Raw genomic sequence first — 13,370 nt, 5'->3', positions numbered from 1 at the left:
ACTACTTGTGATTCTTTAATAAGTCTCGAATTTCAGTCAATAATTGTTGATCTTTTGTTAATGAAGGTGCAGCTGGAGCATCAGCTTTTTGTTCTTTTCGCTGCATTCTTTGATAAAAACGAACGAACAAGAAAACGGAAAACGCAATAATAAAGAAGTCGACAACACTTTGTAAAAAGGCTCCATATTGAATGACGGCAGCGCCAACTTTAAAACTGAGTTTGGAAAAATCGACTCCTCCAAGTAAGAGACCGATTAAAGGCATAATTAAGTCGTTGACAAGGGATGTGACAATTTTTCCGAAGGCGGCTCCGATAATCACCCCGACAGCCAAATCGATGACATTGCCTTTTACAGCAAATTTTTTAAATTCATTCCACATTTTTTGTACCTCCAAGTATAGTGAACAGAAAAAAAGTCCTACCTGTATTATATAGAACCTGTCTAAGATTTCAAATTTTCCAACTTTAAGGAACAGCGTAGTAAGCTAATGAACGTCGGTAGGGCTCTATTGTTGGAAGTTTCCATTATTTTTCTTCTAAAGGCTTATCCGTCCGTTATAAACCTGTTCTTTTTCTATATAAATATGAATAACAGTTCTCCTTCCTCTTATAAAGCATATACAAAATCCCTGGACGAAAGATTTCTCCGCTATTTGTTCCCATGCAATGAAACGATGTTCTTTAGCAATAACCAATTCCATTATGTCAACATATAAAAATAATAAGTGTTTTCCTGTTCTTCTGGACAGAGCTAGTCCATAAGCACGGAGTGAACCGTCTCGTAATCCAGAAAAAGATAAAGATACCTCCTGGATGAACAGCTATGTTGCATTTCCAAGGATAGAAGGAGGAGATTTTGTTGCAAGAAGACTTATATAAACCGAAGCGTCATTGGAAAGACGTGGAGTTATGGAGCAAGGTGAGTGAAGAACAATGGAACGATTGGGTTTGGCAATTGACCAACACCATTCGAACGTTAGATGATTTGAAAAAAGTAATTCAGTTGACACCAGAAGAAGAAGAGGGTGTCAAAGTATCAACGAAAACGATTCCGCTGAATATTACTCCTTATTATGCCTCATTAATGAACGAAGAAGATCCTCGCTGTCCAATTAGAATGCAGTCTGTACCAATTGGAAAAGAGATTGACAAAACAAAATATGATTTAGAAGATCCTCTTCATGAAGATGAAGATTCTCCTGTTCCAGGATTAACCCATCGATATCCCGATCGTGTCTTATTTTTAGTGACCAATCAGTGCTCGATGTATTGTCGTTATTGCACACGGAGGCGTTTTTCAGGGCAAATTGGAATGGGGGTTCCCAAAAAACAGTTAGATGCAGCCATATCTTATATTCGTGAAACACCGGAAGTTCGTGATGTGCTCATTTCCGGAGGAGATGGTTTGTTAATTAATGACCATATTCTTGAATACATTTTAAAAAATTTACGAGCCATACCTCATGTAGAGATTATTCGGATTGGGACGCGTGCCCCGGTCGTTTTTCCGCAGCGCATTACTGAAAATTTATGCAGCATTTTAAAGAAATATCATCCCGTTTGGCTAAATACCCACTTTAACACGTCCATTGAGATAACTGAAGAGGCAAAGCAGGCGTGTGAAAGATTGGTTAACGCAGGTGTGCCGGTAGGGAATCAGGCTGTCATTCTGGCTGGAATTAATGACAGTGTCGCGATTATGAAACAGCTGATGCATGATTTAGTGAAAATACGAGTTCGCCCGTATTACATTTATCAGTGCGATTTATCAGAAGGAATCAGTCATTTTCGAGCTCCTGTTTCCAAAGGACTTGAGATTATTGAAGGATTGCGTGGTCATACGTCTGGTTATGCAGTACCGACCTTTGTTGTAGATGCCCCTGGAGGAGGGGGGAAGATTGCTTTACAGCCGAACTATGTCGTGTCTCAAAGCGCGGATAAAATTGTGCTGAGGAATTTTGAAGGTGTGATTACGGCTTATCCAGAACCGGAACATTATGTACCAGGAAGAGCGGATGATTATTTTAAGACCATTTATCCGCAAGCTGATGAGAAAAAATCGCGAACGGGAATATCGGGTTTGATGACGGATGATGTGTTTACTTTAGTTCCTGAAGGTTTGAAGCGGCTTCAACGCCGCAAAACGTATGAGAGTGATCCGAAGCATGCTTCCTTAAAACAAAAGCGGGAAAAGCGTGATGAATTGAAGGAGAAAAAGTTTCAGGCACAATTAAAAAAGACAGGAGAAAAGGAAGAAGATAGCGACAACGCATCATCTTAAAAGGAGGCATGGAAATGGAGTGCTTATGGTGTGGGGAAGATGGAGGAATCAGCGGGCTGGCGACGGTGTATTCAGAACTGCCTGATGGATCCCGCCGCATTGAATTAAAAAGCGTCCCGTCTGTTAAATGCTCCTTGTGCGGTGCAGAATATCAAGAGGAGGATGTGGCGGAAAAAATTGAAACACAACTTTTGTTAGTGGAAAGCAAATATTTACCACTTTCTGTAGAGTATGAAGATTTTTTGAAACTGCCAAGGTGCTTGAAACGGAACTATTTAAAATAGATGCTGCCATGTACAAGGAAAAACCGCCCTCTTCTTTAACTGAAAGATGGCGGTTTTTATAAGTAAGTACCTTTGTAGAGACATAGCGAAGCCGAGATGAAAATTTATGCGTTTACCGTTTGATAAAGCGCTTGATATGCTTCGTACAGCTGTGTTGTCACAGGTCGATTGGATGGAAGTGTATGGCTGTCGATTTTGGCTATTGGCATAATTTCAACAGACGTGCTTGTGAAGAACGATTCATCAGCAGAGAGGAAAAAGTCAACGTCCATCTCCTTTTCAACTACTTGGATGCCAAGGCGTTGAGCGCATGTCATGACCGCTGATCGTGTAATCCCGTGAAGAATTCGCTTTGTTGCAGGAGTCGTATAGACAATTCCGTCTTTTACAACGAAAACATTGCTGCTAGATCCTTCTGTGATGGCACCGTCTCGAACAAAGATGGCTTCATCATGGCCAGCTGAAACGGCTTTTTGTTTAGCGATAACGTTCGGCAGTAAATTTAGTGATTTAATATAACAGTTCGCCCAACGTTCATCTTCAAGAAGTGTGACGGATGCACCAGATACTCTTTTCTCTGGTGACACTTGCCTTGCTTCGCGAATTGTCATAGCAAACTCGGCAGGAACATCAGGGAAAAGGTGATTACGCGGAGCAATTCCTCGAGTAATTTGTATGTAGATTTCCGCTTCTTTTAGCTCGGACTGCTGTAATCCATCTGCTACAATATCTATTAACTGTTGACGAGTGAGCGGCATTGTCATCATAATCTCTTTGGCACTGTTTTCGAGACGAATTAAATGCTCTTCCATCATGAACGGGACTCCGTTGTAGACACGAATCACTTCGTATACTCCATCTCCAAATTGATGGCCGCGCTCTTGAATCGGAACTACTTTGTCATTAATATCAATAAATTTTCCTCCGTAGTAAGCAATTTCCATAACTTTCTCCCCTTTTCTAGTATTGATGCGTGGTGAATAGTAGATGACGCCAATGAAACAAAATGAGTTTAATGAGTTTGAGTTACATCAAGCATAATAAAATACAGAACAAACTTATCATAAAAATTTGAAAAAATAAAACATTTTATTTTAAAGACAGGTGTATTTTTTTAGAAATAAAAAAAGGAGAGCAGCTGCAGCGCTCTCCTTAGTGTGAGTGGAAGCATGATTTGTTCCGTTTATAGACAAAAAGTTGATTAAATAAATGTCCGTTTTAAAGCCATAGACAGTTTTGTTAGTCTGTTCTTCGGAAGCATAAATGTGATGAATAACTTTAGTATCGTAAGACCGTAGTCGATGAGTTTACTTCCGGTTAATAAGGTGACGACGACTGCTAACATTGTCAACAAAACGAAGTCCCATGATGTATGCAAGCTTTTGGCGTAATCCGTAGTGAAAAACCATTTCAAAATAAAGCCGTGAAGCAAGTATACATATAACGAACGCTGGCCAATGTTTGTGAACATGAGTGGTTTAGCTGGGATTAAAGCCATAAAAGCAAAGGATACTAAAATCGAAACAGCATACTGACCTGCGCGAATTAAAAATTCTCCGTGGTCTGTATACATATTCGTGCCGTACAGCATATCTGTATATTTAGTATCTTGTAGAAAATAATAGGATGAAATAAGGGTTAAAATGAGCACACCACTCGAGAATATCCTTCCGTTTAGCGAGCATAATTTGCGGAAAGGATTGTCTTTCTGTGATAAATAATAGCCTAATAAGAAAAACGGGAAGAAAACAAACATTCGGCTGATGCTTAACACTTTTTCAAATCCTTCTAAATCGATGTAACCTATTCCAAGTCCTAGCCCTAATGACCATCCCATTCCAAGCCACATAGGCCAACGCGCGAAAAGAGGAAGCATCAGCTTCCAAAACATTAAACTTAATAAAAACCACATTGCCCACCTTGGAATAAAGTATTGTAAGGTGAACGTTTGATGGTCATAGATGGCATTGTAATAAAAGGTATAAATGGTCTGGAAGATTAAATATGGCACTAAGACTTTTGTAAAAATCTTTTTGTAATAGCCTTTCTTTCTAAAGTTTTTCGAAAAATAGCCTGACAATAAAATGAAGACAGGCATATGGAAAATAAAAATAAAGTGATAAAGTGACAAAACTTGGTCGTTGCTCGTTCGATAAGGTGAAATCGTATGTCCGAACACGACAAGGAAAATCAAAATAAATTTGGCGTTATCAAAATATGCGTTTCGTGTATTCATAATAGTTAGTTATTACCTTGAAGGTTAAAAAGGTAAACCTCCTTTTCAAACTTTTCCTTTCATCTGTCCAAAAGTATAGCCTCAACGATTATATAATATAACCGTTGAACGGCATTTTGTCCAATAGATGTTTTGGAGGAAGAAATCTATGGAAATCGTTGATATGACAGCTTTGTATAGAAAGGAAGAAAGAACAGCTAACATTTGTTTCAGAAACTTTATTCATTTTTAATGAAGGTGTAATAAATGAAATGAAGAAACTTCTGCCTAATGACCATGTTAAATCCGCTGTTTTGCAGGAGTGTGATCATGAAAATGTCTTGAACAATAAGTGAAATGATGCGTTAATAGATTAAATAATATAACCAAGAAGAAACAGGGAGGATACATATGAAGTCGTTTTACCATTACATGATGAAATATCGTCATAATCGAGGGGGAGATCCAATCGGGGAACTTGCACGGGGAGCTTACAATGATCATAGTTTTCCAAAGTCTTCGACCGATTATCATGAAATTAGCTCCTACTTGGAGATGAACGGTCATTATTTAGAAAGTATGTCCGTGTTTGATCAAGCATGGGAGATGTACGAAAACGAGCAATAGAAACCGTTTGTTTTCGAAAACTGTTTGAAAGAAGTTCAAAAACCAATTATTTGTGAAGCATATGTGGTTACACAAACCGTTTTGAAAAGGGTGTCAGGAAAGTCACAGTTTGGGCTTTCCTGACACCCTTTTTCTATACATTTTTCTGGTCCTTCTTTATCGCGATTTTGCATTTGTTGCATATACTATCGTAACTTCTTTAGTACACGTTAATGGCTGCGAAGGGGGTGCACGGATGGCAAAGGGGAAGAAGCCGAAGTTTAAAATTGGTGATACAGTTGTCATTACAATATACGGAACAGTAGGCACCATTACAGACATTAAAATAATGGATGGAAAGTTTGTTTATGAAATTAATGAAACGGAAGGCCTTTTTTTAGAAGAGTCACTTCAGTTTTTAGAAGGTTACGAAGGTAAGATTTTAATACAAGAGAGAGTCGAAATTGAGTATCAGTTTTTTTTCGGTGATCTTGTGCAAGTATCCAATTATGGAGAAGCAATCTTTAAGATCATCGGCATCCGAACTGAGATATGGCGCTATCATGAGGATGCATGGGAAGACGTTGTTTATGAGTTATCAAGAGTGAGTGATGGAGAGTGGCTGGAGGCAAGTGAAGAAGAGCTTATTCTCGTCTCTCCACATGATAAGGCAGAAAAATATCTTCAAAATGTCGAGATTTTGTACTTAGGGAAAGAAATCAAGAAAACGGAGCTGTTGCCAACTATGAAAAAAGCAAATGAACAGCCAAAAGACCGAGAGCGCGTAGTGAAGGAGAGAGATGAAATCATTAATGGACTGTTGGATGTGTATAACGATTATGAGACGTTATACAATATGTTTCAGGATGATGAATATTTAGAAGTAATGAATCTTGTATTAAAGCATTTGAAGAAAATGACTGATCAATTAAACAAGGGTGAACAATGATTAAGAAAAGAATTGAAATAATAAATAAATGGTAAACGGGCAGGCCACTACGTATAAAAAGATGTGCAAGGTTTTTTCCAGCCATTCATCAATCATCTCATGATCTAGAAGATAAACAATGAGTGACAGGATGGACTGGTTTTCTTTTTGAGTTGCCGTATGCTGATCGTATAGTAAGTCTGTTTCCTTTTCGATTACTTTCATTGTTCATTCCTCCTGTACATGCATTTTACTAGATTGTATGACTGCACAAGAGAGGTTTAGAACAGCAAATGGACAAGCTATATAAAATGTTTGCCATATTTTAGACATACATTGAAAGCTTTGAACATACATCTTTACAAAGGGGTGATGTTGTGAAAGAAATCGAAGTAGTGATTGATACCGAAGAAATCGCAGAGTTCTTTTACAATGAACTAGTAAAGCGAGGATTTGTACCAGCAGAATACGAATTAGAAGAGCTTGCAGACATTACGTTTGATTATTTGCTGGAAAAATGCATCATTGATGAAGAAGCTGATGCAGATCTCGATTAATGAAAAACGAAAACAACGACGAGGGTAACTCGTCGTTTTGTTTTTGGTTCTTGTTCGCATGAAAGTTATCGCTTTGCCTTTTAAAAAGAAAGTAGTGGAGAAAAATGGTCTTTAATAAGAAGAAGAGATTGAAGACCTTTGAAATGCTCGTCTGTAATATCTGTTTTTGTTACAGAAGGAATGGTGAACCAGTTTTTTTGTATAGGGTAGCGGCAAAACCAATCGGAGCGGTCTAAAAATGTATGGTTCACCTCTTCCCATGCTAAGTGAAGAGGCGGACTGTAAATTTTGCGGATGCGTTCTTTTTTTAATGTGAAACAAGAAGGGGCATAGTCCATTCGCGAGCCTGTATGAGGATGTTGCTTGGCAAATTCGACAGCTTTCCTTTTTATGCTGTCGTTACCAAAAAGAAGACTATACAGTTGTTGGCCAATTTCAATTCGTTTTGAAATCGATTCAAAATATTGAACAGAGGTTCCTGATAAACGGATATTTTCTTGTTCATAATAAGGCAGTATGACTTGGGTAAATCCAAATACATTTTGCAATGCATATTGCCATGTATTCAATACGTTTTTCGAGTAAGAAGAAGAGATAAGCCGCTGTTCAATATAATGTTGCTCATTAATAATGAGAGACAGTGCAAGAAGATGGGCATTTTGGTGCTGCCAATAATGGTTCCACATAACAGACATGAATTTGGAAATGGAAAACGCTGGTAATAGGTGGAAGAGATTCCGCTTTTGCTGTTTGCTTTTTTCATACAGCAAAAGCTGGGGAAAGGCGTCGTGGAAAATAAGGGCATTAGCACGTTCAAAAAAATGAAAAAAGGCTTGCTGTTTAGAAGGAGGGAGGAATTCTCCCGTTAACTCTCCTTTTAAATCTGTCATATGATAACCTCCGTTGCGGGAAACAAGGTGAGCGAGGAAGGCCCAATGAATTTCTGGATTTCGGACAAAAAACTCCCAGTATGCTTCTGTACGTGTGATGTTATTGAGGTTCCTATGAGCGGATGTAGTGCGAATTGACTTTACGATATCAATATCGTTGCCTGTAATGATAAGCGGAGAGCAATTTTTTGTCGGTTCTATTTTTATCGTTGAATATACATGCTGCAAATCATCGTATTGTTTTTGGGTAAGGACGAAAGCAGAGGCTGTAATTTTTGATTTAGGAAACAGAAGTTGGAAGGAAGAGAAGAAGGGTTTCAATATCGTGACCGCCTCCTTTTTCATTGTGATGGTTAAAATTTTTTTGCGGGTAAGAGAATAAAAGTGAAACTTTCCAAAAATGTGTGCGTATATTTACATACAGATGATTGAGGAACTATTCTCGCAAATAAGTTTATTCTAATGAAAAGAGGGACATTATGCTAAAGAAAATCTTGAAATCCATTATCGGCAGCCATCGTCACTACAGTAGCAGTGATTATCGGAAGCATCGTTCATATAAAAACGCTCGTCACTACAGCAGCAGTGACTATAAAAAACATCACCCATATCAAAGACCGCATCACCATGGGAGCTACGGCCATCATCATTATAAGAAAAAGCATAAAAGCGGCAGTTTTTTTTCTAGCTTCTTCAGCAGTTAAGGAAGGATAGAAAGTGAATCATTTGGTCGAGCGAATTTACACGGCAGTGATTGACCGCCCGATGAAAAAAGGGACAATCATCGCTAATCGATATGCTATCAAGCAAGTACTTGGAATGGGGAGTTATGGCATTTCGTATTTAGCTACTGATGTAACGAATCATGGCGAGGTAGTAGTAAAACAGGCACGCAAAACAAAGTTTAAGACAGAAAAAGGAAAAAAGGCTTTCGAATATGAAGCGACATTGCTTCAAGTTCTGTCTCATCCTAATATCCCATCTCTTCATAATGTAATTCGAAATGAACAAGGCTATTTTATCGTGATGGACTATATTCAAGGAAAAACGTTTGAAGACTTAATCTTCCAAGAAGGACGCTCCTTTTCTGATAAAGAAGCCGTACAAATTGTGTTGCAAGTTTTGCATATTACAGCTTATTTTCATAAACAAGGAATCGTTCATCGGGATTTGCGAATTCCAAACATTTTAAGTGTTGAAGGTGACATTTTTGTCATTGACTTTGGGTTGGCGCGCTTTTTACATGATGAGCCAGAGGAAATGGAACCTGAATGGATCGAAAAGCAGTTGATGAGAGCGATAAATGTGCAAAGTGATTTCTATGCACTTGGGCATTTTATGTTGTTTCTCCTTTATTCTAGCTATGAATCTGAGTCGGAGGTTGAACGAAGCTGGGAGGAAGAGCTGGATTTATCTCCATCTTTAGTCCGAATTATTCGAAAAATGCTTCAGTTGGATTTGCCTTATGATGGGATAGACGCCCTTACGACAGAGTTGATGAATTACTTGAACGATAAAGAGAGTGGGAGGGAAAGATATGGCATTATTCAATAAAGTATTGGCTCAAATTGGTATTGGAGCGGCGACTGTTGATACAAAGCTGGTGAAGGCCCAGTTAACAGCAGGAGAAAAAATTGAGGGAACCGTCGAAGTATACGGGGGAAATACGGAACAGCATATTGATTCTATTTACTTGCGTTTGTATACGACGTATGTCCGAGAAAAAGATGATAAAAAAGTAAAAGAAAATGTCATTTTGAATAGTTTTAAGATTAATGATCCATTTACGATTCAGCCAGGTGACCGAAAAGACATTCCTTTTTCCTTTGACTTGCCTATTGATACACCTGTGACGATGGGAAATACGCGTGTATGGGTAACGACAGGCCTTGATATTAAAAATGCCATCGATCCTCGCGATATCGATCATGTGGAGGTGTTGCCAAGCCCTGTCATCCAAGCATCCATCAATGCAATGAATGATATTGGATTTCGCTTACGTCAAGTAGAATGCGAAGAAGCGCCGCGCCGTATCCGTCGTCGTTTGCCGTTTATGCAAGAGTTTGAATTTGTTCCAACAAAGGGCCCTTTTTATGGGAAGCTAGATGAAGTAGAACTAACCTTCTTACCAGATGGTCCTGATCGATTTGAGGTCTTTATGGAAGTAGACCGACGCGCCCGTGGGCTGTCTGGTTTATTTGCAGAGGCGCTTGATATGGATGAATCCATTGTGCATTTTCAAGTAACCAATCACGAAATTCCACGAATTAAGCAAATGCTTCAAGAAGTCATTCAGCGATACAGTTAAGCTTGTTTCGTATAAATTCTCTTCCTTCACGCATATTAAAAGTATGTGAAAGGAGGAGGTAGTATGTCACATAAACGAAGCAACCAAGCGCAGCAAAAAGCAATTATTAAATCAGAACGAACTCAACCGGAGTTTTCCAATGAGTTTGTAGCAAATCAAGCTCCTAAACCGGAACATTATAAAGGAACAACAGAAAAATAACGAGAAGTCAAAAAGCATGCAGAGAAATATTGCATGCTTTTTCAGTCGAAGGAAAGAGTGTTACATATGAAAAGACGCCATTTTTTATTTATTATCATTTCTATCGTCCTTTTTTTTCTTCTTGCTTTCACATATAAGACGGCTTTTGTGGAAAGGCTTGATTTAGCTGTCACACTAGCGGTGATGAATATTCGAACGGAGGCCTTGACGGAATTTTTTACGATTATTACTCATATTGGGGGATGGAAGGTAACGGCCCCCTTTTGGTTTTTGTTAGGTGTTCTTTTATTAGGATATCGACAAGGGAGAGCCTTTGTCTTTTTGACCGTTGTGTTTTGGGGATCAAGAACACTGAATTGGGAATTGAAAGAACAATTTGGACGACTACGCCCAGACATGGAACAGCTTGTAGAGGCTGCCCATTTTAGTTTTCCAAGTGGGCATGCTATGAATTCCATGGCATTTTACGGGGCAATCTTTTTTCTTGTCCATGTGTACATCCAAGAAAGAAGAGCTATCCGTGAGTTTCTTTCAGTTTTTCTCGTGCTGCTCGTGTTATTAATTGGATTTAGCCGAATTTATTTAGGTGTGCATTATTTCACAGACATAGTAGCTGGTTACAGTGCTGGATTTGCTTTTATGTATAGTATGTCCTGGCTTGTTCGGCAAAAATCATGATTAAAATAAGATTAAAAAGAGGAAGAAGGGGATATATAACAATAGAGCATCAGAAGGAGGAAGACATCATGATTCAATCATTTAGAAAGCTGTTTATAAATCGCTTGCATATGCAAATGGATGAATCCGCATCAGCAGAAATCGTCCAGTTTGGAAAGCAAATAAAAGGATTACCTATTCATGAGCAAATTCGGGTTTTATTTTCCAAAATTCCGAGATTTTATGGACATGTGCATATGGAACTATTGACGATATTAAGCGGAACGTTAGGATATGTGACGGAAACATTTGTACTTCAGACATTAAAGGAGTTAGGTTGTGTTCCAGTGATAAAAACGTCTATGTTGTGCGGTCCGCGTACATATGAACTGAACCTTGCCGGAGAATTAGAGCTCTTTTCCGATTTGTCGGTAACATGTTCAAAAGGGGAGGTTCTTTTTATTTCAGTTCGGTGTACGAAATATGATTTAATCAGTGATTCCAGCTTGAGGCTCATTTGTGAACGCATTGAACAAAAGCTAGTCACACAATTAAAGGAATATAAGAATCCAATAAAAAACCCAAAGGCAGGTTAACTTGCTCTTGGGTTTTTTTGTTTTCGTTTAGCCTAAAAAGGTGAATAAAAGGGGATATGACTGTCTAAATTTCTCATTCGACAAAACTTATAAAGATTAGATAAAGGAATCGACAAAGCTTATTCCGAATTAATTTCAGCAGAAGAATGGAAATAAAAAGGAATAAGAAGGGGGAAGGGGATATGTTTAGCAGACTGCTTGATGTAAAAAAAGTTGTCAAAAGAGCTGTGTCGTATGATGTAACGATTATGCAAACGCCAAGTAAAGGTGAAGACAAAGGGTATCGTCAAGTGTATCGATTGGCTATTCCAGCATCTTGTCATCAGGAAACCATCCATAAAATCTTTCGGATGTTCAACGTGGCAGATACTCTTCCGGAAGATTTTAATGCACGATTTATTAGCACAGGCGATATCCTTTTAATTGATGAAGGAGCAAGAGGTCAATTTTATTATAAGCTTTTACCTGGTGGATGGAAACTTATTAACCGAATGCATATCCGTTAAAAGAATAAATAAAAGAAGGGAAGCATTCGTTCCAAAAAAATGCTACCCTTCTCTTAATCAGAATGCTATTTTAAGCGTAGTATGTGATGTTTGTTGTTTAGTAGTCCTTGCCATTATGGCCGGGACCATTTTTTCGTTTTTCGGCACTATATTCTTTGCCGTGAGCTTCCTGTTCGGCAATAATTCCTTCCGGAGGAATATGATTGTTTTTCTTTGGTGCGTTAATGCGATTTCGATGTTTTTTTCCCATGTGTGTCTCCTGTTATTATAATTTTTTATCTGATTTTGATGTAACGGGTTTATTTCTCGATCTTGATTTTGGATTGGTTTCATTTGCGTGTTGAACGGCTTGAGCGAGTTTTTTGCTCATTGCTTGGTTTGCCATGGTTCATCACCTCTTTCGCTTAATAGCATGGCCTTTCAAAGAAGGAAATAGTCACCCATATTTTGCAAACAAGACGTAATGAAAATGAGTGTAATGGGCTAAGCTATAGTTGTTGTAGCGGCGTTCGCTAAAATACGGACTTCGCCGTTTATCCGTTTTTGTGGTATAGTAAAGTGGCAGTGAATACGAACTGAGGAGGAAAATCATGAGCGTACATATTGGAGCAAAAAAGGGCGATATTGCGGAAACGATTTTATTACCAGGAGACCCACTTCGTGCAAAATATATTGCAGAAACTTTCTTGGAAAACCCAACATGCTATAATGAAGTTCGCGGGATGCTTGGTTTTACTGGTACATATAAAGGGAAGCGCGTATCTGTTCAAGGAACAGGCATGGGTGTTCCATCCATTTCTATTTATGTAAACGAATTAATTCAAAGCTATGATGTACAAAATTTGATTCGTGTTGGCACATGCGGCGCCATTCAAAAAGATGTAAAGGTTCGTGATGTCATTTTAGCAATGACTTCGTCTACCGATTCTCAAATGAACCGCATCGCGTTCGGGGGGATTGATTATGCTCCGACAGCAAGCTTTGATTTATTAAAGAAGGCATATGATGCTGGCACAGAAAAAGGGTTAAACTTAAAGGTAGGGAATGTATTTACAGCAGATCAGTTCTACAATGAGGATGCACAGTTTGAGAAGTTGGCGCGTTACGGCGTACTGGCAGTCGAAATGGAAACAACGGCTCTTTATACACTTGCATCTAAGTTTGGTCGAAATGCTTTATCTGTATTGACGGTCAGCGATCATATTTTGACAGGTGAAGAAACGTCAGCAGAAGAGCGTCAAACAACATTCAATGAAATGATTGAAGTGGCGCTTGAAGCTTCTGTAAAATAACAAACATGCTTTGTGAATGTTCGCCGATGCATCGTCCCACTAAAAGG

19 protein-coding genes are annotated in these 13,370 nt (G+C 38.6%); 13 read left to right on the top strand and 6 right to left on the bottom strand.

Annotation, left to right across the window (positions count from 1 at the left end; genetic code table 11):
* Position 1: 1 nt before the first annotated feature.
* Positions 2-382, bottom strand: coding sequence for a large conductance mechanosensitive channel protein MscL (gene mscL, locus ACXAEO_RS13550; protein WP_474881866.1), 381 nt, complete (start codon positions 380-382; stop codon positions 2-4).
* A gap of 479 nt (positions 383-861) precedes the next feature.
* Here mscL and kamA point away from each other — a divergent pair, with 479 nt between their 5' ends.
* On the top strand, positions 862-2,283 hold the full coding sequence (gene kamA, locus ACXAEO_RS13545) for a lysine 2,3-aminomutase (protein WP_474881864.1): 1,422 nt from the start codon (positions 862-864) through the stop codon (positions 2,281-2,283).
* 14 nt (positions 2,284-2,297) lie between these two features.
* A complete protein-coding gene (locus tag ACXAEO_RS13540) occupies positions 2,298-2,567 on the top strand; it encodes a YokU family protein (protein ID WP_474881862.1) in 270 nt (89 codons plus the stop codon).
* 104 nt (positions 2,568-2,671) lie between these two features.
* On the opposite strand, the gene ACXAEO_RS13535 is transcribed toward ACXAEO_RS13540, so the two are convergent.
* Entirely contained in the window at positions 2,672-3,511 is an 840-nt protein-coding gene (locus ACXAEO_RS13535) for an aminotransferase class IV (RefSeq protein WP_474881860.1), read from the bottom strand.
* Between the two features lie 257 nt (positions 3,512-3,768).
* Positions 3,769-4,803 (bottom strand): acyltransferase family protein, encoded by a 1,035-nt coding sequence (locus ACXAEO_RS13530; RefSeq protein ID WP_474881858.1) that lies wholly within the window; start codon positions 4,801-4,803, stop codon positions 3,769-3,771.
* Between the two features lie 390 nt (positions 4,804-5,193).
* On the opposite strand from ACXAEO_RS13530, the gene ACXAEO_RS13525 reads away from it, so the two are divergent.
* Together ACXAEO_RS13525 and ACXAEO_RS13520 are read left to right on the top strand one after the other, a co-directional pair.
* Positions 5,194-5,409, top strand: coding sequence for a YozE family protein (locus ACXAEO_RS13525; RefSeq protein ID WP_474881856.1), 216 nt, complete (start codon positions 5,194-5,196; stop codon positions 5,407-5,409).
* Between the two features lie 235 nt (positions 5,410-5,644).
* Positions 5,645-6,337, top strand: a complete 693-nt coding sequence (locus ACXAEO_RS13520; protein ID WP_474881853.1) for a hypothetical protein — start codon at positions 5,645-5,647, stop codon at positions 6,335-6,337.
* Here the strand turns inward: ACXAEO_RS13520 and ACXAEO_RS13515 are convergent, their stop codons facing one another.
* The gene (locus ACXAEO_RS13515; RefSeq protein ID WP_474881852.1) at positions 6,338-6,541 is read right to left on the bottom strand and encodes a hypothetical protein; all 204 of its coding nucleotides are present in this window, start codon (positions 6,539-6,541) and stop codon (positions 6,338-6,340) included. It lies immediately after the preceding gene.
* A 152-nt stretch (positions 6,542-6,693) separates the two neighbouring features.
* Here ACXAEO_RS13515 and ACXAEO_RS13510 point away from each other — a divergent pair, with 152 nt between their 5' ends.
* Positions 6,694-6,873, top strand: a complete 180-nt coding sequence (locus tag ACXAEO_RS13510) for a YozD family protein (RefSeq protein ID WP_474881849.1) — start codon at positions 6,694-6,696, stop codon at positions 6,871-6,873.
* An 80-nt stretch (positions 6,874-6,953) separates the two neighbouring features.
* Here ACXAEO_RS13510 and ACXAEO_RS13505 read toward each other — a convergent pair whose 3' ends face one another.
* Positions 6,954-8,084: a DUF2515 family protein gene (locus ACXAEO_RS13505; RefSeq protein ID WP_474881847.1), complete on the bottom strand. Its 1,131-nt coding sequence runs from the start codon at positions 8,082-8,084 to the stop codon at positions 6,954-6,956.
* Between the two features lie 158 nt (positions 8,085-8,242).
* Between ACXAEO_RS13505 and ACXAEO_RS13500 the strand changes: the two genes are divergently transcribed.
* From ACXAEO_RS13500 to ACXAEO_RS13470, 7 genes are all read left to right on the top strand, one after another.
* Positions 8,243-8,467, top strand: coding sequence for a hypothetical protein (locus tag ACXAEO_RS13500; protein ID WP_474881845.1), 225 nt, complete (start codon positions 8,243-8,245; stop codon positions 8,465-8,467).
* Positions 8,468-8,480: 13 nt separating this feature from the next.
* Entirely contained in the window at positions 8,481-9,317 is an 837-nt protein-coding gene (locus tag ACXAEO_RS13495; protein WP_474881843.1) for a serine/threonine protein kinase, read from the top strand.
* Positions 9,301-10,071 (top strand): sporulation protein, encoded by a 771-nt coding sequence (locus ACXAEO_RS13490; RefSeq protein ID WP_474881841.1) that lies wholly within the window; start codon positions 9,301-9,303, stop codon positions 10,069-10,071. Before ACXAEO_RS13495 ends, ACXAEO_RS13490 begins: the two co-directional genes overlap by 17 nt.
* Positions 10,072-10,134: 63 nt before the next feature.
* Positions 10,135-10,272 (top strand): hypothetical protein, encoded by a 138-nt coding sequence (locus ACXAEO_RS13485; protein WP_474881838.1) that lies wholly within the window; start codon positions 10,135-10,137, stop codon positions 10,270-10,272.
* A 66-nt stretch (positions 10,273-10,338) separates the two neighbouring features.
* Positions 10,339-10,950 carry a phosphatase PAP2 family protein gene (locus tag ACXAEO_RS13480; RefSeq protein WP_474881836.1) on the top strand — a complete coding sequence of 204 codons (612 nt, stop codon included), beginning with the start codon at positions 10,339-10,341 and terminating at the stop codon, positions 10,948-10,950.
* 68 nt (positions 10,951-11,018) lie between these two features.
* The gene (locus ACXAEO_RS13475) at positions 11,019-11,525 is read left to right on the top strand and encodes a hypothetical protein (RefSeq protein WP_474881834.1); all 507 of its coding nucleotides are present in this window, start codon (positions 11,019-11,021) and stop codon (positions 11,523-11,525) included.
* A 182-nt stretch (positions 11,526-11,707) separates the two neighbouring features.
* Positions 11,708-12,031, top strand: coding sequence for a hypothetical protein (locus ACXAEO_RS13470; protein WP_474881831.1), 324 nt, complete (start codon positions 11,708-11,710; stop codon positions 12,029-12,031).
* A 97-nt stretch (positions 12,032-12,128) separates the two neighbouring features.
* Here the strand turns inward: ACXAEO_RS13470 and ACXAEO_RS13465 are convergent, their stop codons facing one another.
* Positions 12,129-12,281: a hypothetical protein gene (locus tag ACXAEO_RS13465; RefSeq protein WP_474881829.1), complete on the bottom strand. Its 153-nt coding sequence runs from the start codon at positions 12,279-12,281 to the stop codon at positions 12,129-12,131.
* 340 nt (positions 12,282-12,621) lie between these two features.
* Between ACXAEO_RS13465 and deoD the strand changes: the two genes are divergently transcribed.
* On the top strand, positions 12,622-13,323 hold the full coding sequence (gene deoD / locus ACXAEO_RS13460; protein ID WP_474881827.1) for a purine-nucleoside phosphorylase: 702 nt from the start codon (positions 12,622-12,624) through the stop codon (positions 13,321-13,323).
* Positions 13,324-13,370: the final 47 nt, after the last annotated feature.

It is taken from the genome of Bacillus sp. ABA4_010, assembly GCF_056159105.1.
This window is presented reverse-complemented; position numbering and strand designations above follow the sequence as displayed.